Here is an 18929-nt window from a genome sequence, read left to right on the forward strand (position 1 = left end):
GTCAGCGTGGCCCGGGCAATCGACGTGGGCGTAGTGACGGGTGGTGGATTCGTATTCGACGTGCGCGGTCGAGATCGTGATACCACGAGCCTTCTCTTCCGGAGCGGCGTCAATGGCCGAGTAGTCCTTGAACTCGCCGCCGAAACGCTCGGCACCGATCTTGGTCAGTGCGGCGGTCAGCGTGGTCTTGCCGTGGTCGACGTGACCGATGGTGCCGACGTTGACGTGCGGCTTGGTGCGCTCGAACTTACCCTTGGCCATGGCTGCTTATCTCGAATTCGTCTGGTGTGGTGCTTAAGATGGTGCTCACAAAAGGAATCGAACCTTCGACCTCTTCCTTACCAAGGAAGTGCTCTACCGACTGAGCTATGTGAGCGAGTTTTGCATTATGGCATGAACTCGATAATATTCAAAGTTCATTCAATGGAGCGGGAGACGGGAATCGAACCCGCACCATCAGCTTGGAAGGCTGAGGTTCTACCATTGAACTACTCCCGCACCGGGAATGTGCCACAACGTGAATCTGGTGGAGGGAGGTGGATTCGAACCACCGAAGGCGTAAGCCAGCAGATTTACAGTCTGCCCCCGTTGGCCGCTTGGGTATCCCTCCTTACCACCCCATCCCGTTGCCGCCGAAGCGTTGCGGTGTGTGGTGGTGAGCCGCTTATTCTGCTGATGGGACGGGGGGCTGTCAACGCTTTTTTCGGTTTTTTTCACACGTTGTCGCAAACCCATTGATACGCAAGGTTATTGCCCCGGCAGCACCAGGGTCTCGTTGGCGAAAATTGCGACATGGGGCACTCCGTCGGCGCCAATCCAGCCCCGATACATGCCCTGCGTGTTGAACGGCGTGGCCGCTTTTCCGTCTGCGGACAGCACGATGGCGCCACCATCGCCACCCATCTGCGGAATGGTGTCATTGATGACGCCCTTGCCGGCCTGCTCCGGCGTCTGCCCCTGGTAACGCATGCGCGCACAGATCTCGTGCGCCGCCGCGGTGCGGATGTAGTACTCGCCCCAACCGGTACCGGACACCGCGCAGCGCGTATCGGCCCAGGTACCGGCACCGATGATCGGCGAGTCGCCCACGCGGCCGTAGCGCTTGTTGGTCATGCCGCCGGTGGACGTGCCTGCCGCAAGATGCCCCTGCGCATCCAGCGCGACGGCGCCGACGGTGCCGAAGTGCTTGGCGGTTTCGAGATCGGCATGAGCCTGGCCGCTGGCCTCTTCCTTCAGTGCGCGCTGCAGCTGCTGCCAGCGCTTGTCGGTGCGGAAATACGAGGGATCCACTAGGCTGACGCCCTGCTCCACCGCGAACGCCTCGGCGCCCTGCCCGACCATCATCACGTGCGGCGATTTCTGCATGACCAGCTGCGCCAGCTGGATCGGGTTGCGCACGCGCTGCACGCCCGCGACCGCACCGGCCGCCTGGGTGGCGCTATCCATCAGCGAAGCGTCCAGTTCGTTGTGGCCGTCATGGGTGAACACCGCGCCCTTGCCGGCATTGAAGGTGGGATCGTCCTCGAGCACGGTGATCGCCGCGGTGACCGCCGCCAGCGCCGGGCGACCTGCCGCCAGTTCGGCATGCCCCTTCAACAGCGCTGCCTTCAACGCCGCGCGCGCAGCCTTCTCTTCAGCCGGCGACAGATCCTTGCGCTCGACCCCTGCCCCGCCATGGATGACCAGCAGCGGCGAAGTGGACGGCGCTGCCTGCGCGAGCAGGGGCAGGGACAACAGGGCAGACAGCGCCAAGCGCAGTTTCATCAGGTACGTCTCCAGGGAGTGTAGTTCGGTAGCGCCGGGCCCTGCCCGGCGGAAAGAGCGATGCGGCAAGGCCACCGGGCATGGCCCGGCACTACCGGCGCGTGATTTCGATCTCGCCGTCGGTGATGTCGACCATGGCGTGGTAGTCGACGTCGGCCTGGAAGTCATCCAGGCGCAGGCGGCCACCGCTGGCGACCACGGTGACCGGCACGGCGTGGAACTGCAACGGCTCGCCTTCGACCATCCGGTCGGCGTCGCGGCCGGGGCTGACCACCCAGACCTTGCCCTGGCCATCGGCGCTGTAGACCTGGGCCTGGCCGTCGGGCTCCACGCACAGCGCGGTGTCCTCGTCCACGCCGATGCCGACCATGTCCGGATCGCCGCTTTCCTGCGCGGCGCGGGCCACGAACACGATCAGGCGGCCGAGCCGGTCGCGCTTGTCGAAGTGGGTATCGGTGACCACGCGCTGCAGGTAGGGCATGTGCAGGAAGCCGCTGTCCAGGGTGACCGCGCTGCCCATCGGGTCGGCCAGCGCGCCGGCCGAGGTGATGCTGCCGCCATCGAGCGCGCCGTAGGCGTAACCACCGAGGATCGCCAGCCCAGCGCTGGTACCGGCGATCGGCTTGCCGGCGCGGACATGCGCATTGAGCGCGCGGTTGAGCGCCGTGCCCTTCCAGAAGCGGATGTAGCGCGACTGGTCACCGCCGGCGATGAAGATGGCATCGGCGGCGGCGACCACGCGCAGCACCGCCGGATCGTCGGCGCCGCGGCGGTTGTCGAACACCAGGGTCTGCACGGCGGTGGTGCCGCCGATATCGCGGTACAGGCGCTCCTGCAGCTCATCGCCACCGGAGGCGCGCAGGATCAGCACGCGGCCGTTGCCGGCCTGCCGCAGCCACCACTGGAAGGCCTCGGGCACCCACTCGCCACCGCCCATCAGCATCATCGCCGGGGCGCGTGGACCGGGACGGGGTGCATCCAGGTCGCCAATCTCGTAATAATCGAAGCCAGGGGAATGCAGGTCACGGGAGTCCTGCGCTGAAGCCAGCGGGGCCATCGCGGCCAGCACCACCCCCAGCACGAGGCTTGACCAGAATCGGCGGACAAGGGAACTCATCGTGGATCTCCCTGAACAGAATCGGCTTGCAACCGTTTTCACTCTTTGCCAGATGAAAGACCTGTAGTCAAGAGCATAAAAAAGGCGTTAAATGCGCGCGCCCATTCCGGATTGTGAATGGGGGACAGGGCCCCTCCTCTGCGGGCCGGCTTCATTCCCGAGATATCTCTCATGCGTAGACAGGCGATGGCGTGGTCGATCCAGCTGGCGTTGATGGGTGTTGCTGCCTCGGCAGCGGCCCAGAGCCCCGGCTCCTCTTCGGTGCAGCAACTCGATGCGGTCCAGGTGACCGGTTCGCGCATTCCGCGCGCACAGGTGGAAGGCCCGGCACCGATCACGGTGATCAATGCCGAGGAGATCCGCTCCAGCGGCTTCACCACGGTGCCCGACGTGCTGCGTGCGATGACCCAGAACGGCGGCGAGACGCAGAGCCAGCAGTCCTCCAGCGGCGCCGACTTCTCGCCGGGCGCGCAGCAGGTCGACCTGCGCGGGCTGGGCCCGAACCACACCCTGGTGCTGGTCAACGGCCGCCGCATCGCTGATTTCCCGATGCCCTTCCAGGGCCGCAGCAACTTCACCGACGTGTCCAACATCCCGCTGGGCATGATCGACCGCATCGAGGTGCTGACCGGCAGCGCGTCGGCCATCTACGGTTCGGATGCGATCGCCGGCGTGGTCAACTTCATCCTGAAGAAGAAGGCCGACGGCACCACCGTCGACGTGCGCATGGGCACCACCAGCGAAGGCGGTGGCGAGTCGTTCGACATGAGCCTGTCCAGCGGCTTCAGCAAGGGCAATTTCAATGCGGTGTACAGCGTGGAGCTGCAGTCGCAGACGCCACTGTGGGCCTATGAGCGCGACATCCAGGATTCGACCCAGGACGGGCCGACCGAAGGCTCGCGCATCGCCCGCCGCGCCTACCTGCGCACCGACTACAACGACGACTACCTGGACCCGGGCGCGGCCACCTGCGAAGCGCTGGCCGGGCAGAACCAGGGCAGCACGTACCATGCCTTCCGCCCGCGCTATGGCTACTACTGCGGCAGCGACACGTCGATCAGCTACGGCACCATCCTCAGCAAGCGCCGCGGCGCCAACGGCTATGCCTCGCTGAGCTATGACTTCGACAACGGCCAGCAGTGGTTTGCCGACGTGCAGATGGGGTACCACACGCTGGCCCTGATGCGCGATGTCACCTCGTGGGGCCGCATGGCCGCCGACGGCGACGAGTCGGGCTACTTCAACAACCAGGCCACGGGTGAGATCGAATTCTGGCAGCGCCAGTTCTCGCCCGAGGAGATGGGCGGCCTGCGCAATGCCATGGTGCGCAGCACGCAGAAGACCTTCAGCGTGACCACCGGCTTCAAGGGCAACCTGGCCGGCAACTGGGATTACGAAGCGGCGCTGAGCCACTCCCAGTACCAGTCGCGGATCAGCTGGCCGCAGATCGTCGCCGCCAAGGCCAACGACCTGTTCCTGGGGCCGCAGCTGGGCGAGGACGATGATGGCTTCCCGATCTACAACGCCGACCCGTCGCGCCTGTACCGGCCGCTGACCCGCGCCGAGTACGAGTCGATCGCCGCACGCACGACCTACACCCCGAAGTCGCGCACCGAGACCGCGGCCCTGACCCTGACCAACGGTTCGCTGTTCGGCCTGCCCGGCGGCGATGCCGGTTTCGCCGCGACCGTGGAAGTGGGCCAGCAGGCCTACGCGTTGAATCCCGATCCGCTGGCGACCGAGTACTACTACTACAGCTGGAAGGATTCGGACGGCAAGGGGTCGCGCAACCGCTGGGCGACCGCCGCCGAACTGCGCCTGCCGCTGCACGACACGCTGAACCTGAGCGTGGCCGGCCGCTACGACCAGTACCGCTATTCCGGCCATACCATCGGCAAGGCGACCTGGAGCGGCGGCCTGGAATGGCGTCCCGTGGACAGCCTGCTGGTGCGCGGCTCCTACGGCACCGCCTTCCGCGCGCCCGACCTGCACTACGTGTTCGCCGGCCCGGGCAACGACGAGACCACGGCCGAGGATCTGTACAGCTGCCGTGCCGACGATGCCGATGACTGCTCCGACTACGAGCGCAACGTGATCCGCAGCCGCAGCGGCAATCGCGAGCTCGACCCGGAAACCAGCACCTCGTGGAGCGCAGGCTTCGTCTGGTCGCCGGCCACCGGCCTCGATCTGTCGGTGGACTGGTTCGACATCGACATGCGCAAGCAGGTGCAGGACATGGACGTGCGCACGATCCTGGCCAGCGAAGCGAACTGCCGCCTGGGCGACGCCGACATCACCTCGCCGACCTGCGTGGACGCGCTGGCGCGGGTGACCCGCACCGCCGACGGCCGCCTGTACGGCGTGTACGTCAACCCGATCAACGTGGCGCGTGAGTCGACCTCGGGCATCGACGTGGGCCTGCGCTACCGCCTGCAGACCGGTGCCGGTGATTTCATCTTCAACGGCACCCACACCTGGGTGAAGGAGCATGATTTCCAGCGCTACCCGGGCGACCCGACCGAAGACCAGTTCGCGGTGAACAGCGGCTTCGACATCCCGCGCACCAAGACCAGCGTCAGCGTGACCTGGGAGAAGGATGCGTGGTCGGCCACCGTGTACGGCTCGCGCTTGGGCAAGCTGCCGAACTCGGACAGCTACGACCAGGTGTTCGACCCGGACAGCGGCGACAGCCCGTACATCAAGGCCACCTACCGCTACAACGCGTCGGTGCAGTACCGCTTCGACGACCACTCGCGCCTGTCGCTGTCGGTGGTCAACGTGTTCAACAAGATGCCGCCGAAGGACGCCACGTACACGGCCTACCCGTACTACGACGTGTCCTGGTTCGACAGCGTCGGCCGCACGATCAACCTGCAGTACACCCACAAGTTCGGCGGCAGCGCGTTGTAAGCGCGGTCTCGCAGGACGTGGACGACGAGGCCCGCCATTGGCGGGCCTCGTTGTTTATGCACACCGCACGTGGAGAGCGATGGGAACTTGGTGTGGACAAGTGGGCGCGAGCATTGCGCCGCAGGCGTTTCCACGCGTGGTGATTTTTTGTCCACGGTCTCGGTTGTTTTCCACACGCGACGTGGAGAGCGATGGGAACTTGATGTGGACAAGTGGGTGCGAGCGTTACGCTGCAGGCGTTTTCATGCGTGGTGAAAGTTTGTCCACGACTCGGCTGCGCTGATCGGGGTCGGAGCCCTTTCCGGTGGAAAGGGATCCGACCCCACGGTTTTCCACACCGCGCGTGGAAAGCGGTGGGGGTTTGGTGTGGACAAGTGCGTGCGAACGTTGCGCCGCAGGCGTTTCGAAGCGTGGTCATTTTTTGTCCAGCGCAGAAACCGATGCCGGAAACGCGAACGCCCCGCTCGAGGCGGGGCGTCCGGGGTCGATCCGTTGCCGCTGGATCAGACGTTGAAGCGGAAGTGCAGCACGTCGCCTTCCTGCACGCGGTATTCCTTGCCTTCCAGGCGCAGGCGACCGGCTTCCTTGGCGCCGGCTTCGCCCTTGTACTTGATGAAGTCGTCATACGCGATGGTTTCGGCGCGGATGAAGCCCTTCTCGAAGTCGGTGTGGATGACCGCAGCGGCCTGCGGGGCGGTGGCGCCCTTGCGCACGGTCCACGCGCGGACTTCCTTCACGCCAGCGGTGAAGTAGGTCTGCAGGCCCAGCAGGCTGTAGGCCGCGTTGATCACGCGGTTCAGGCCCGGCTCGCTCAGGCCGAGATCGGCCAGGAAGGTGTCGCGGTCTTCGTCGTCGAGCTGGGACAGCTCTTCTTCGATCGCGGCCGACACCGGCACCACCTGCGCGCCTTCGGCGGCGGCGTGGGCGCGCACGGCGTCCAGGTGCGGGTTGTTCTCGAAGCCGTCTTCCAGCACGTTGGCGATGTACATCACCGGCTTCAGGGTCAGCAGGAACAGGTCACGGACCAGCGCCTTCTCTTCCTCGTCCAGGCCGACCGAGCGACCCGACCTGCCGTCGGCCAGGGCGGCCTGCAGCTTGGCCAGCACCGGCTTGCGCGCGGCCGCTTCCTTGTCGCCACCCTTTGCCGCGCGCTCGGCGCGGTTCAGTGCCTTCTCGACGCTGTCCAGGTCGGCCAGCGCCAGTTCGGTATCGATGGTTTCGATGTCCGAGATCGGGTCGACCTTGTTGTTGACGTGGATGACGTCGGCGTTCTCGAAGCAGCGCACCACGTGGGTGATCGCATCGACTTCGCGGATGTGCGCCAGGAACTTGTTGCCGAGGCCTTCACCGCTGGCCGCACCGGCCACCAGGCCGGCGATGTCGACGAACTCGACCGCGGTCGGGATGACCTTCTGCGGGTTGATGATCGCCGCCAGCTCACCCAGGCGCGGGTCCGGCACCGGCACGATGCCGACGTTCGGTTCGATGGTGCAGAACGGGAAGTTCGCCGCGGCGATGCCCGCCTTGGTCAGCGCGTTGAACAGGGTCGACTTGCCGACGTTGGGCAGGCCGACGATGCCGCATTTGATACCCATGGGTGACAGCTCTCTGGGGTGAAAGTGATTGGGGAAGCAGCGAGGTGGGCGCTGCTTTTCCAATCATTCTCCATACCGACCAACGGTCGGTACCTACCGGGGCCGGTTGGCGCCCGTTGCCGGCCAGCGGCCGGCACTACCGTTATTTCGGGGTGTGCAGCCGCTTCATTGCTTCGTTGAAATCGCCCTGTACCGCCAGCGGCAGCACGTCGATGGCATCGTCGATGGCGCGTGCGATCAGCACGTCGTCGTCCTTGGAGGGACGGCCGAGCACCCAACCCACCACGCGGTCCTTGTGGCCGGGATGGCCGATGCCCACGCGCAGGCGGTGGAACTTGCCGTGGCCGAGCAGGCGCATGGTGTCACGCAGGCCGTTCTGGCCGCCGTGGCCGCCGTCGAACTTCAGCCGTACCGCGCCGGGCGGCAGGTCCAGTTCGTCGTGCGCCAGCAGGGTTTCCTCCGGCTCGATCTTCCAGAACCGCTGTGCGGCGGTGACCGACTTGCCGCTGAGGTTCATGAAGGTGGCCGGCTTCAGCAGCCACACGGCCTGCCCGGCGATCTCGACCTTGGCGGTCTCGCCGAACAGCTTGCTGTCCACATTCCAGCGTGCACCGGCTTTTTCAGCCAGGGCCTCAACGAAATGAAACCCGGCATTGTGCCGGGTCCGGGCGTGTTCCGATCCGGGATTGCCCAGACCGACGATCAGTCGCAGTCCTGCCATGGTTCCTTCCAGAACGGTGCCTGCCCGGAGGCAGGCACCGCTACGGTATTACTCGGCAGCCGGAGCTTCAGCGTCGGCAGCGTCTTCCTTGCCGTGCTTGGCGGTGACGATGGCGTCGTCGTGGTCCTTGCCCAGCGCCAGGGCCGGGATTTCCACGCCCTTCGGCAGCTTGATGTTGGACAGGTACACCACGTCGCCAGCGTTCAGGGCGCCCAGGTCGACTTCGATCGACTCCGGCAGGTCCTTCGGCAGGCAGCTGATGGTGACTTCCTTCAGTTCGTGGGTGACCACGACGTCGGCAGCCTTGCCAGCCGGCGAGGTGTCTTCGTTGATGAAGTGCAGCGGAACCGAAGCGGTCAGGGCTTCGTTCTCATTCACGCGCAGGAAGTCCAGGTGCATGATCAGCTGCTTGTACGGGTGGCGCTGAATGTCACGCAGCAGCACGCGCTCGACCTTACCATCCAGGTTCAGGTCCAGGATGGAGGCGTAGAACCACTCGTTCTGCTGGGCCAGCCAGATTTCGTTGTGGTCCAGGCTGATGGCGACCGGCTCGGCGGTACCGCCGTACACGATGGCCGGGATCACACCAGCGTGACGCAGGCGGCGGCTCGCACCCTTACGCTGCAGTTCACGCTTGGTGACCTTGATTTCATGGGTCTTCGACATTTTCGACTACTCAGGTTGTTGCCTTGCCTTGCAGCTCGGCGATTGAAGATGCTTCCGCGACCAGAAGCACCCGGGGTGTGTCCCTACCGTTGCCGGCAGGGACGAAAAAATCAGTCGACGTACAGCGAGCTGACCGACTCGCCGAAGGCGATGCGGCGCATCGTTTCGGCCAGCATTTCCGCCACGCTCAGCTGGCGGATCTTGCTGCACACCCGCGCTGCGTCCTTCAGCGGGATGGTGTCGGTCACCACCAGCTCGTCGAGCTGGGAATTGGTGATGTTGTCCACCGCCGGGCCCGACAGCACCGCGTGGGTGCAGTAGGCGGCGACCTTGAGCGCACCGCGCGCCTTGAGGGCAGCGGCAGCGGCGCACAGGGTGCCGGCGGTATCGACGATGTCATCGACCATGACGCAGGTCTTGCCTTCGACGTCACCGATGATGTTCATCACGGTGGAGACGTTGGCGCGCGGGCGGCGCTTGTCGATGATCGCCAGGTCGGCGTCATCCAGGCGCTTGGCCACCGCACGGGCGCGGACCACGCCGCCCACGTCCGGCGAGACGACGATCAGGTTCTCGGTGCCGTAGGCGCGCCAGATGTCGGCCAGCAGCAGCGGGGACGCATACACGTTGTCCACCGGGATATCGAAGAAGCCCTGGATCTGGTCGGCGTGCAGGTCGACGGTCAGCACGCGATCAGCGCCAGCGGTGCTGAACATCTTGGCCGCCAGCTTGGCGGTGATCGGCACGCGCGAGGAACGCATGCGGCGATCCTGGCGCGAGTAGCCGAAGTACGGCACCACGGCGGTCACGCTGGCCACCGATGCGCGCTTGAGCGCGTCGATCAGGACCAGCAGTTCCATCAGGTTTTCCGCGCTCGGCGCCGAGGTCGGCTGGATCACGAAGACGTCCTGCTTGCGGACGTTTTCTTCGATCTCGACCTGCACTTCACCATCGGAGAAGTGCGAGACCAGTGCCTTGCCCGGGCGGACTCCCAGTTCCTTGCAGATGTTCTGCGCCAGACGTTTGTTGGCGTTGCCGGAAAATACCAGCAGGTTCGGGGACTCTTGCATCATGATTGTCTCGGGCGGGGACGAGTGGCGGGGATCCGGTAGCGGCAAGGACCGCTGCGGCCCCTGCTGCTTACAACACCGCGGCTGTTTCCACGTCCCGCGCAGTGATGCGCTGGATGGCGCGGACGCAGCCGCATTGGCAGGGGCGGGAGGATTCGAACCTCCGAATGCCAGGATCAAAACCTGGTGCCTTGGGCCTCTTGGCGACGCCCCTGCATTGATGAATCAGTGTTGCTCGAGTGCATCCAGCAGTGGCGAACGTGCAACGCCCGCGGCCACCCTTGCCCGCAACTCCTTCGGCAACTCCGCTCGCCCCTGCTCTGCGGCAGCCTGCGAATCGAACTCGACGAAACAACCACTTCCGGACCCGGTCAAACGTGCCTGGCCTATGCTGCTCAACGCGGCAAGCACCGCCTCGACGGCAGGCTCGCGGCGGCGCAGCACCGGCTCGAACACGTTTCCGACCAGAGCGCCGGAAGCGAAGTCGTCTATTTTCGCCTGTGGGCAGTCGCGCGTCAAATCCGGGTCAGCGAACAGGGCCGGGGTCGGAACATGAACGCCCGGTTCGACGATCACGTACCAGGCCGGCGGCAGGGCCACCGGCTGCAGGCGCTCGCCCACGCCCTCGGCCCAGGCGTTGTGGCCGCGCACGAAGACCGGCACGTCGGCGCCCAGGCGCAGGCCCAGTGCAGCCAGCGCATCCTCGTCCAGGCCGGCCTGCCAGAGCCGGTTCAGGACCACCAGCACGGTGGCCGCGTCGGACGAGCCGCCGCCGAAGCCGCCACCCGCCGAAACATGCTTTTCAACGACGATATCCGCCCCCTGACCGACGTTGGCAGCTGATTGCAGCAGCCTGGCCGCACGCACCGCCAGATCATCGGCCTCGGCAACACCGGCCAGGCCCTCGCCCTGACGTCGCACCAATCCATCATCGCGCAGGCGCAGGCCGATGCGGTCGCCCCAGTCCAGCAGGCGGAACACGGTCTGCAGCTCATGGTAGCCATCGGCGCGGCGGCCGGTGATGTGCAGGAACAGGTTCAGCTTGGCCGGGGCCGGCCACCAGGACCAGCCATCGGCGTCAATCTGCGCGGTCATGGCGCGTCGGCGCCCCACTGGTCGACCAGCAGGCGCACCTTGGCGTCCTCGCGGCTGGCCTCGATGCGCCGCGGCAGGGCCGGGCTTCCTTCCTGGGCCGGGTACCAGTCCAGGTACTGGATCAGCCAACCGGCCTGCTGCATGCGCCGCGGGCGGCCCTCGGCATCGCGCTCCACGCTGCTTTCGCCGGAACCGCGCAGCACCAGGCCACGGGTCCAGTCGGACAGTTCATTGACCGGGATATCCCAGCCGGTGGCATCCAGCAGCAGCTGGCGGGCGTCATCACCGGCGCGCGGGCCATCACCGAGCCCTTCCAGGCGTGCCCCGCCCTGTACCGAATCCCCCTGCAGGGTCCAGCTCTGGCGGGTGACCGGCGCACTCAGCTGGATGCGGTACTCGCTGCCCTGCTGGACCCAGTCGATGCGGCCGCTGCCACCGTTCTTTCCCTTGCTGACCGCGACCCGGCCCTGGAAGCTGTAATCGGGCTGCGCGCGCAGGGCCTGCACGCGGGCCTCCTCGGCGCGCTCGGCGGCCGGCGACACGGTATAGACCACGTCCGGAGCCGGCGTCTTCTGCGTGCCCACGCTGGTACAGGCGCTCACCGCCAGGGTCACGGCCACCAGCAGCAGCGGCCGGATCATGGAAACACTCATGGATTGAATTTCTCGCGGGCGCGCAGCAGCGCGCGGTTTTCAGGGTCGAGCTTGGCCGCTTCCTCGAAGAAGTGGCGGGCCTCGTCGTGCTTGCCGAGCACCCACAGCACCTCGCCCACGTGGGCGGCGATCTCCGGGTCGCGGGACAGCGTCCAGGCCCGGCGCAGCTGCACCAGGGCTTCGTCGTTGCGGCCCAGGCGATACAGCACCCAGCCGTAGCTGTCGACGATGGCCGGGTTGTCCGGCTCGGCCACGCGCGCGCGGTCGATCAGTTCCAGGGCTTCCTGATAGCGCTTGGTGCGGTCGGCCAGGGTGTAGCCCAGCGCGTTCAGCGCCGGCACGTTCTCCGGATCGGTCACCAGCACCTTGCGCAGGTCGGCCTCGGCGCGGGCGATGTCATCGCGCCGCTCCCAGGCCAGGGCGCGGGCGTACAGCAGGCCGTTCTCGTCCGGATAGGCGGCCAGGCCACGGGCCAGCGCATCCAGTTCGCCCGGCAGGTCGTCGGCGCGCTGGCGCAGCTCGGCTTCCAGCAGGTAGGCATCGCGGCGCACATCATCATCGACCATGGCATCGGACTGGATGGCATGCACTTCGTCCAGCGCCAGCGCCTGCCGGCCGGCCAGGCCCTGCGCATTGGCCGCGCGCAGGCGCGCCTCGTTCAGTTCGTCGCCACCCGGCACGCTGTGGTACCAGTTCACCGCCTCGGGGTAGCGTTTGAGGTACTCGGCGATCTTGCCCAGCAGCAGGCGCTGCGCCGGGTCCGGCCTGGCGGCCTGCCGCGAGAGCTCGTTGTAGAGGCCCGACAGCGCGGCGGTGTCGCCCTGCTTTGCCAGCAGCGAGGCGCGCATGCCCCAGGTCTGCACGTTCTGCGGGCCGACGGCCAGCACCCGCTCGGCGGCGGCCGGCTGGCCCAGGCTGTCATAGGCGATGGCCACGGCATTGCGCAGCTCCGGGTCCTGCCGGGTCTTCGGCTCGACCCCCTGCAGCAGCGCCAGCGCCTGCGCGGTCTGTCCGGCCTGCTGCAGCTGGCTGGCACGCAGCAGGGCTACCCGCGGCTCGTCCGGGAAGCGCTTGACCACTTCGTCGATCATGCGCCGGGCCAGCTCGGGCTGTTCCATGCGCAGGGCCAGCCGGCCGAATTCCTGCCAGGCCTCGATCTTCGGCGGAATGGCATTGGCATCGACCAGCTCGCCCAGCACCTGCGCCGGCACGGCGGGGTCGCGGCCACCGCCAATCAGGGCGGCCAGCGCGAACTTCCAGCCGCGATCGTCGGGGTCGGCCAGCAGGGCCTGCAGCTCGGTGCGCGCGGCCTTCACGTTGCCCTGGCGCATGGCCAGCGCACCGGCGGCACTGCGCATGGACAGCGAGCTGGGCGCGCGCTTCTCCCACAGGGCCAGGCCCTTGGCGGCGCTGGCGTCATCGTTGGCCAGCATGGAGATGCGGGTGGCCCGTTCGGCCAGCCCGGCATCGCCGGCGGTCTGCTCGGCCGCCTGCAGGTACCAGTGCGCGGCGTCGGCCAGCTTGCCGGCCTGCAGGGCGAATTCCCCGGCCATCACCGGTTCCAGGGCCAGTTCTTCGCTGGCCGGGCCCCGTGCGGGAGCCTTGGCCGGCGCCGCCGCCAGCACCTGGCTGAAGGCCAGGGACAGCAGCAGAACACTGGGGATGCGAATCAATGCGGGCATCGTCGGCATCGGGGCCTTAAAATGTCGTCCAATGGCCAGCAGCTTATCGCAAGCAACTGAACAATGACCCTGTGGGTGCTCGGACTGAATCACCAGACCGCACCGGTAGAGCTGCGCGAACGCGCGGCCTTCGCCGGTGACGCGCTGCCGCGCGCGCTCGGTTCGCTGCGCGATACCCCGCAGATCGCCGAGGCGGTCCTGCTTTCCACCTGCAACCGCACCGAGCTGTACGCGGTGGCCGATTCGCCGCAGGCGCTGGACCAGTGGCTGCACAGCCAGGCCGGCGACCTGCAGGGCTACCTGTACCAGCATGCCGACGCCGATGCGGTGCGCCACCTGTTCCGGGTCGCCACCGGGCTCGATTCGATGGTGCTGGGCGAGCCGCAGATCCTGGGACAGGTGAAGGATGCCTGGTCCACCGCGCGCGACCACGGCCTGCTCGGCCAACGCCTGGACCGGCTGTTCCAGCAGACCTTCTCGGTGGCCAAGCGTGCGCGCACCGATACCCAGGTGGGCGCCAATCCAGTCTCGGTCGCCTCGGCCGCGGTGCGCCTGGCGCAGAACGCGTTCGCCCGCCTGGACGATTCCACGGTGCTGCTGGTCGGCGCCGGCGAGACCATCGAGCTGGCTGCACGGCACCTGAGCGAAGGCAAGGTGCGCCGCCTGCTGATCGCCAACCGTACCCTGGCCCATGCGCAGGAACTGGCCACCCGCCACGGCGGCGTGGCGCTGCCGCTGACCGAGCTGGAACGCCACTTGGCCGAGGCCGACGTGGTGTTCTCGGCCACCGCCGCGCGCGAACCGGTCATCCACCGCGAAATGGTGGCCAAGGCCCTGCGCGCGCGCCGGCACAAGCCGATGCTGCTGTTCGACCTGGCCGTGCCGCGCGACATCGAGGCCGAGGTCGGCACGCTCAACGACGCCTTCCTGTACACCGTGGACGACCTTGAACGCGCGGTGGAAGAGAACCGCCGCGGCCGTCGCGAGGCGGCCGCCGAGGCCGAGGCGATCATCGACCTGCAGGTCTCGCGCTTCGTCGAAACCCTGCAGGCCAGCGCCCACCAGGCGCCCCTGCGGCAGCTGCGCGCCTTCGGCGAGGCCACCCGCGCCGAGCTGCTGGAGCGTGCGCGGCAGCAGCTGGCCAATGGCAAGCCGGCCGACGAAGTGCTGGAACTGCTGGCCCATGGCCTGACCAACCGCCTGCTGCACCCGCCGACCGCCGCCCTGCGCGCGGCCGCGCTCAGTGGCGACGCCGACCTGACCCGCGCTGCCGAGCGCCTGTTCCCGGCCACGCCGGGCTACCGCCACCCACCCGTGAGACCCGATGACGCCGACCCTGCGCCGTAAGCTGGAAGCGCTGGCCGAGCGCCGCGAAGAACTGGAACGCCTGCTCGCCGAACCCGACGTGGTCGCCGACAACAACCGTTTCCGCGATCTTTCGCGCGAATTCGCCCAACTTGAACCGGTCGCCACCGCCCTGGCCGACGAAGCTCGTGCCAAGGCCGACCTCGCGGCAGCCGAAAGCATGCGCGCCGACCCCGACCTGCGCGAGCTGGCCGACGAGGAGATCGCTGCCGCCCAGGCCCGCCTGCAGGAGCTGGAACAGGAACTGGCCCTGCTGCTGGTACCGCGCGATCCGCGCGACGAGGGCAACCTGTTCCTGGAAGTGCGTGCCGGTACCGGCGGCGACGAAGCGGCGATCTTCGCCGGCGACCTGTTCCGCATGTACGCCCGCTATGCCGAGCGCCAGGGCTGGAAGGTCGAGATCGAATCGGACAGCCCCGGCGAACACGGCGGCTACAAGGAAGTGGTGGCACGCGTGGTCGGTCGCGGCGCTTTCTCGCGCCTGAAGTTCGAATCGGGCACGCACCGCGTGCAGCGCGTGCCGGCCACCGAATCGCAGGGCCGCATCCACACCTCGGCGGCGACCGTGGCGATCATTCCCGAAGCCGACGAGGTCGATGACATCGTCATCAACCCGGCCGACCTCAGGGTGGATACCTACCGCTCGTCCGGCGCCGGCGGCCAGCACGTCAACAAGACCGAATCGGCCATCCGCATCACCCACGTGCCGACCGGCGTGGTGGTGGAGTGCCAGACCGAGCGCAGCCAGCACGCGAACCGCGACAAGGCGATGAAGCGGCTGAAGGCGCAGCTGCTGGATGCCGAGCGCCAGCGCCAGGACGCGGCGCAGGCCGAATCGCGGCGCCTGCAGGTGGGCAGCGGCGACCGCAGCCAGCGCATCCGCACCTACAACTTCCCGCAGGGCAGGATCACCGACCACCGCGTGGAAGGGCTGACCCTGTACGACCTGCCCAACGTCCTGTCCGGCGACCTCGACGCCCTGCTGCAGCGCCTGAGCCACGAGCACCAGGTCGACGCGCTGGCCCAGCTGTCGGCGGGCTGAGCCGATGTCGGCCTGGCAGCAACGACAGCAACTGCAGCAGGCGCTGGCACGCCAGCCCGGTGATTTCATCGCCTGGGTGATGCTGGCCGACGTGGAACTTGAAGCCGGTGATATCGCCGCCGGCGAACAGGCCGCACGGCGCGCCCTGCAGCTGCGCCCGAACCATCCCGAAGCCCTGGCCCGGCTGGGCCGGGTGGCATGGATGGTCGGCGCCCACGCCGATGCGGCACGGCTGCTCGGCCAGGCCTCCGCGCTGGCACCGGAACACCCGGGCATCGCCCTGTGGCTGGGCCACGCGCTGGAAGATGCCGACGATGCCGAAGGTGCTGCCGCGGCCTATCGCCGCGCGCACACGCTGCTGCCTGGCGAACCGTATATCGCCGCACAGCACCTGGCCTGGCAGCGCCGCCTGTGCGACTGGCAGGACGTGGACGCGCTGGCCGCACAGGTGCGCGCCGCCGTTGCCGCTGGCCAGGGCGTGGTCGAGCCGTTCGCCTTCCTCAGTGAGGACGCCAGCGCCGCCGAACAGCTGGCCTGCGCCCGCATGCGTGCCGCTGCGGTGGCCACGGCCGTGCGCCCGCTGCCGGCGGTGCCGGTGCGTGCACGTGGCCCGCTGCGCGTCGGCTTCCTCTCCAATGGATTCGGTGCGCACCCCACCGGGCTGCTGACCGTGGCCCTGCTGGAGCAGCTGCAGGCCGACCCGGCACTGCAGCTGCACCTGTTTGCGCTGAACCGCGATGACGGCAGCCGCATCCGTGAGCGCCTGCAGACCGCGGCGCGCCTGCACGACGTGGCCGGCCAACGCCATGCCGAGACCGCTGCACGGATCCGCACGCAGGGCATCGACGTGCTGTTCGACCTGCGTGGCTGGGGCGGTGGCGGCGCGCCCGAGGTGCTGGCCATGCGCCCTGCCCCGCTGCAGCTGAACTGGCTGGCCTACCCCGGCACGTCCGGCGCACCGTGGCTGGATGCGGTGGTCGGCGATGCCTTCGCCCTGCCGCCGGCACTGGAACCGCATTACAGCGAACGCGTGCTGCGCCTGCCGCGCGCCTTCCAGCCCTCCGACAACACCCGCGTGCTGGAACCTGCACCGACGCGCGCCGACTGCGGCCTGCCCGCGCAGGGCGTGGTGTTCTGCTGCTTCAACAACAGCTACAAGCTCAACCCGCGCAGCATGGCCCGCGCCTTCGCGGTGCTGCAGGCGGTGCCGGGCAGCGTGCTGTGGCTGCTGGTCGGCCCGGGCCAGGCCGATGCACGCCTGCGCGCGGCGGCACAGGCCGCCGGCGTGGATCCGGCACGCCTGGTGTTCATGGCCAAGCTGCCGCACCCGCAGTACCTCGCTCGTTATGCGCTGGCCGACCTGTTCCTGGACACGCACCCGTACAACGCCCACACCACCGCCTCCGATGCGCTGTGGGCCGGCTGCCCGGTGCTGACCTGCCCCGGCGACACCTTTGCCGCGCGCGTGGCCGGCAGCCTCAACCACCACCTGGGCCTGGCACACATGAACGTGGCCGACGATGCCGCCTTCATCGCCACCGCCAGCGCGCTGGGCAACGACCCGACGGCACTGGCCGCGCTGCGCGCTGAGCTGGCGCAGGCGCGCGACCGCAGCGGCATGTTCGACATGGCCGGCTTCGCCGCGGATCTGTCCGCGCTGCTGCAGGCTTTGGCGCGCGAGCACGGTTGGGCAGACGCGGCCGGGTAGCGTCGACACCGCCTCGGCAACCACTGCGCTACGCTCGGGCTTCCTTCCAGCGTGGTGCAACGATGGGCAAGCTCAAGCGCAAGGAGTACGACGAACTGCTGCAGCCGCTGCAGCTGGAACTGACCGCGATGGCGCGCTGGGTACAGCACAGCGGGCAACGCCTGCTGGTGCTGTTCGAGGGCCGCGATACCGCCGGCAAGGGCGGCGCGATCCAGGCGATCAGCCAGCATCTCAACCCGCGCCAATGCCGGGTGGTCGCGCTGCCGAAGCCGACCGACCGCGAATCGACGCAGTGGTATTTCCAGCGCTACGCCAGCCACCTGCCGGCGGCGGGCGAGATCGTGCTGATGGACCGCAGCTGGTACAACCGCGCCGGCGTGGAACGGGTGATGGGCTACTGCAGCGAGGCCGAGTACCAGCAGTTCCTGCACCAGGCACCGGTGTTCGAGCAGCTGCTGGTGGATGACGGCATCCTGCTGTTCAAGTACTGGCTGTGCGTGGACCAGGCGCAGCAGGAAAAGCGCTTCGAGGAGCGCCACAGTGATCCGCTGAAGGGCTGGAAGCTGTCACCGGTGGATCTGAAGTCACGCAGCAAGTACAGCGCCTACACCGAGGCGCGCGAGGCGATGCTGCGGGCAACGCATCGCGATGCGGCGCCGTGGACGCTGGTGGATTTCAACGACCAGCGGCTGGGGCGGTTGTCGCTGGTGCGCAATCTGCTGGACCGGCTGCCGGATACGCGGGTGGATGAGCCGGTGCTGGATCTGCCGAAGCTGAAGGGCAAACTGCATGTGGAGCACTACGACGTGCTACGGCCGATCGAGGATTTCCCGGTCAAGGATTAGGGGTGGTTCGGCAGGGCTGCGCCCTGCACCTGCCCAAGCAGAAGCCAAAGCCGAAGCCGAAGCAAGATCAAGAGCGGCATTCCGTGGGATGGCGGGGCACTGTGGGTTTGCGGGGACGCCGTGAACCCGTCCATGGGGGCTTGGTCGCCGCATCCATGCGGCTCACACCCCGCAAACCCACAGTGCCCCGCCTTCGACAGATTCACGCGGCTGTTGGCAACGGCTGCTGTTGGTGGGTGCCGACCGTTGGTCGGCACATCTGTCAGATGTCGAATGAATTCATCCACGCATGGCGTGGATCTACTGGCAACGGCTGCTGTTGGTGGGTGCCGACCGTTGGTCGGCACATCTGTCAGATCTCGAATGAATTCATCCACGCATGGTGTGGATCTACTGGCAACGGCTGCTGTTGGTGGGTGCCGACCGTTGGTCGGCACATCTGTCGGATATCGGATAAATCATCCACGCATGGCGTGGCTCTACTGTGTCGACCAAGGTCGACACCTACCGGAGCAGATCTCCGTTCCGACAGACCCCGTGCCGACCAACGGTCGGCCCCCACCATCAGCAGCAGGCTGTGGATGTTCGCGGGAAACTGTCGAAGGCGGGGTGGGTCCGGTTGAGGGGGTGTGAGCGGCATGGGCCCGAGGCATGCCTCGGGCGGGTTGGGCAGGACGCCCAACCCCGGTCTTGCCG

The 18929-nt window shown here is 67.5% G+C and carries 15 protein-coding genes and 4 tRNA genes; 5 read left to right on the forward strand and 14 right to left on the reverse strand.

Annotated features, from left to right (window positions below; all coding sequences use genetic code 11):
* The 6 genes from ACVOK1_RS17130 to ACVOK1_RS17155 form a co-directional block, all read right to left on the reverse strand.
* Nucleotides 1–261 (reverse strand): GTP-binding protein (locus ACVOK1_RS17130; protein ID WP_481562759.1); only part of this gene is annotated, 261 nt, incomplete at its 3' end.
* Nucleotides 262–300: 39 nt separating this feature from the next.
* Nucleotides 301–376, reverse strand: a tRNA-Thr gene (locus tag ACVOK1_RS17135).
* Nucleotides 377–424: 48 nt separating this feature from the next.
* Nucleotides 425–498: transfer RNA gene (locus ACVOK1_RS17140), tRNA-Gly, on the reverse strand.
* Between the two features lie 26 nt (nt 499–524).
* A tRNA-Tyr gene (locus ACVOK1_RS17145) sits at nt 525–610 on the reverse strand.
* Nucleotides 611–747: 137 nt separating this feature from the next.
* Complete coding sequence (locus ACVOK1_RS17150; RefSeq protein ID WP_481562760.1) at nt 748–1764, reverse strand: isoaspartyl peptidase/L-asparaginase family protein; 1017 nt, start codon at nt 1762–1764, stop codon at nt 748–750.
* 91 nt (nt 1765–1855) lie between these two features.
* Nucleotides 1856–2881 (reverse strand): cyanophycinase, encoded by a 1026-nt coding sequence (locus ACVOK1_RS17155; RefSeq protein ID WP_481562761.1) that lies wholly within the window; start codon nt 2879–2881, stop codon nt 1856–1858.
* A gap of 171 nt (nt 2882–3052) precedes the next feature.
* On the opposite strand from ACVOK1_RS17155, the gene ACVOK1_RS17160 reads away from it, so the two are divergent.
* Nucleotides 3053–5791, forward strand: coding sequence for a TonB-dependent receptor plug domain-containing protein (locus ACVOK1_RS17160; protein WP_481562762.1), 2739 nt, complete (start codon nt 3053–3055; stop codon nt 5789–5791).
* 503 nt (nt 5792–6294) lie between these two features.
* Here ACVOK1_RS17160 and ychF read toward each other — a convergent pair.
* The 8 genes from ychF to ACVOK1_RS17200 all read right to left on the reverse strand — a co-directional run bounded on the left by ychF (nt 6295) and on the right by ACVOK1_RS17200 (nt 13273).
* The gene (gene ychF / locus ACVOK1_RS17165; protein ID WP_108767842.1) at nt 6295–7386 is read right to left on the reverse strand and encodes a redox-regulated ATPase YchF; all 1092 of its coding nucleotides are present in this window, start codon (nt 7384–7386) and stop codon (nt 6295–6297) included.
* Between the two features lie 142 nt (nt 7387–7528).
* Nucleotides 7529–8107: an aminoacyl-tRNA hydrolase gene (gene pth, locus ACVOK1_RS17170; protein WP_481562763.1), complete on the reverse strand. Its 579-nt coding sequence runs from the start codon at nt 8105–8107 to the stop codon at nt 7529–7531.
* 48 nt (nt 8108–8155) lie between these two features.
* On the reverse strand, nt 8156–8773 hold the full coding sequence (locus ACVOK1_RS17175; protein ID WP_200753230.1) for a 50S ribosomal protein L25/general stress protein Ctc: 618 nt from the start codon (nt 8771–8773) through the stop codon (nt 8156–8158).
* 110 nt (nt 8774–8883) lie between these two features.
* Entirely contained in the window at nt 8884–9843 is a 960-nt protein-coding gene (locus ACVOK1_RS17180; protein ID WP_025879147.1) for a ribose-phosphate diphosphokinase, read from the reverse strand.
* A 137-nt stretch (nt 9844–9980) separates the two neighbouring features.
* Nucleotides 9981–10057 (reverse strand) — tRNA-Gln (locus ACVOK1_RS17185).
* 11 nt (nt 10058–10068) lie between these two features.
* Nucleotides 10069–10938: a 4-(cytidine 5'-diphospho)-2-C-methyl-D-erythritol kinase gene (gene ispE / locus ACVOK1_RS17190; protein WP_108767840.1), complete on the reverse strand. Its 870-nt coding sequence runs from the start codon at nt 10936–10938 to the stop codon at nt 10069–10071.
* A complete protein-coding gene (lolB, locus tag ACVOK1_RS17195) occupies nt 10935–11591 on the reverse strand; it encodes a lipoprotein insertase outer membrane protein LolB (RefSeq protein ID WP_108767839.1) in 657 nt (218 codons plus the stop codon). Before lolB ends, ispE begins: the two co-directional genes overlap by 4 nt.
* Nucleotides 11588–13273: a tetratricopeptide repeat protein gene (locus ACVOK1_RS17200; protein ID WP_481562764.1), complete on the reverse strand. Its 1686-nt coding sequence runs from the start codon at nt 13271–13273 to the stop codon at nt 11588–11590. Before ACVOK1_RS17200 ends, lolB begins: the two co-directional genes overlap by 4 nt.
* A 63-nt stretch (nt 13274–13336) precedes the next feature.
* Here ACVOK1_RS17200 and hemA point away from each other — a divergent pair, with 63 nt between their 5' ends.
* The 4 genes from hemA to ppk2 all read left to right on the forward strand — a co-directional run bounded on the left by hemA (nt 13337) and on the right by ppk2 (nt 18233).
* Nucleotides 13337–14620 carry a glutamyl-tRNA reductase gene (gene hemA / locus ACVOK1_RS17205; RefSeq protein WP_481562765.1) on the forward strand — a complete coding sequence of 428 codons (1284 nt, stop codon included), beginning with the start codon at nt 13337–13339 and terminating at the stop codon, nt 14618–14620.
* A complete protein-coding gene (prfA, locus tag ACVOK1_RS17210) occupies nt 14598–15680 on the forward strand; it encodes a peptide chain release factor 1 (protein ID WP_481562766.1) in 1083 nt (360 codons plus the stop codon). Before hemA ends, prfA begins: the two co-directional genes overlap by 23 nt.
* A gap of 4 nt (nt 15681–15684) precedes the next feature.
* Entirely contained in the window at nt 15685–17388 is a 1704-nt protein-coding gene (locus tag ACVOK1_RS17215) for an O-linked N-acetylglucosamine transferase, SPINDLY family protein (RefSeq protein WP_481562767.1), read from the forward strand.
* Between the two features lie 62 nt (nt 17389–17450).
* On the forward strand, nt 17451–18233 hold the full coding sequence (gene ppk2 / locus ACVOK1_RS17220; RefSeq protein WP_200753234.1) for a polyphosphate kinase 2: 783 nt from the start codon (nt 17451–17453) through the stop codon (nt 18231–18233).
* Nucleotides 18234–18929: the final 696 nt, after the last annotated feature.

It is taken from the genome of Stenotrophomonas sp. STEN087 (genome assembly GCF_056759115.1).

Coding starts and splice junctions, on each gene's coding strand:
- ACVOK1_RS17150 (WP_481562760.1), bottom strand. CDS start 1,764: ATGAAACTGCGCTTGGCGCTGTCTGCCCTGTTGTCCCTGCCCCTGCTC.
- ACVOK1_RS17155 (WP_481562761.1), bottom strand. CDS start 2,881: ATGAGTTCCCTTGTCCGCCGATTCTGGTCAAGCCTCGTGCTGGGGGTG.
- ACVOK1_RS17160 (WP_481562762.1), top strand. CDS start 3,053: ATGCGTAGACAGGCGATGGCGTGGTCGATCCAGCTGGCGTTGATGGGT.
- ychF (WP_108767842.1), bottom strand. CDS start 7,386: ATGGGTATCAAATGCGGCATCGTCGGCCTGCCCAACGTCGGCAAGTCG.
- pth (WP_481562763.1), bottom strand. CDS start 8,107: ATGGCAGGACTGCGACTGATCGTCGGTCTGGGCAATCCCGGATCGGAA.
- ACVOK1_RS17175 (WP_200753230.1), bottom strand. CDS start 8,773: ATGTCGAAGACCCATGAAATCAAGGTCACCAAGCGTGAACTGCAGCGT.
- ACVOK1_RS17180 (WP_025879147.1), bottom strand. CDS start 9,843: ATGCAAGAGTCCCCGAACCTGCTGGTATTTTCCGGCAACGCCAACAAA.
- ispE (WP_108767840.1), bottom strand. CDS start 10,938: ATGACCGCGCAGATTGACGCCGATGGCTGGTCCTGGTGGCCGGCCCCG.
- lolB (WP_108767839.1), bottom strand. CDS start 11,591: ATGAGTGTTTCCATGATCCGGCCGCTGCTGCTGGTGGCCGTGACCCTG.
- ACVOK1_RS17200 (WP_481562764.1), bottom strand. CDS start 13,273: ATGCCCGCATTGATTCGCATCCCCAGTGTTCTGCTGCTGTCCCTGGCC.
- hemA (WP_481562765.1), top strand. CDS start 13,337: ATGACCCTGTGGGTGCTCGGACTGAATCACCAGACCGCACCGGTAGAG.
- prfA (WP_481562766.1), top strand. CDS start 14,598: ATGACGCCGACCCTGCGCCGTAAGCTGGAAGCGCTGGCCGAGCGCCGC.
- ACVOK1_RS17215 (WP_481562767.1), top strand. CDS start 15,685: ATGTCGGCCTGGCAGCAACGACAGCAACTGCAGCAGGCGCTGGCACGC.
- ppk2 (WP_200753234.1), top strand. CDS start 17,451: ATGGGCAAGCTCAAGCGCAAGGAGTACGACGAACTGCTGCAGCCGCTG.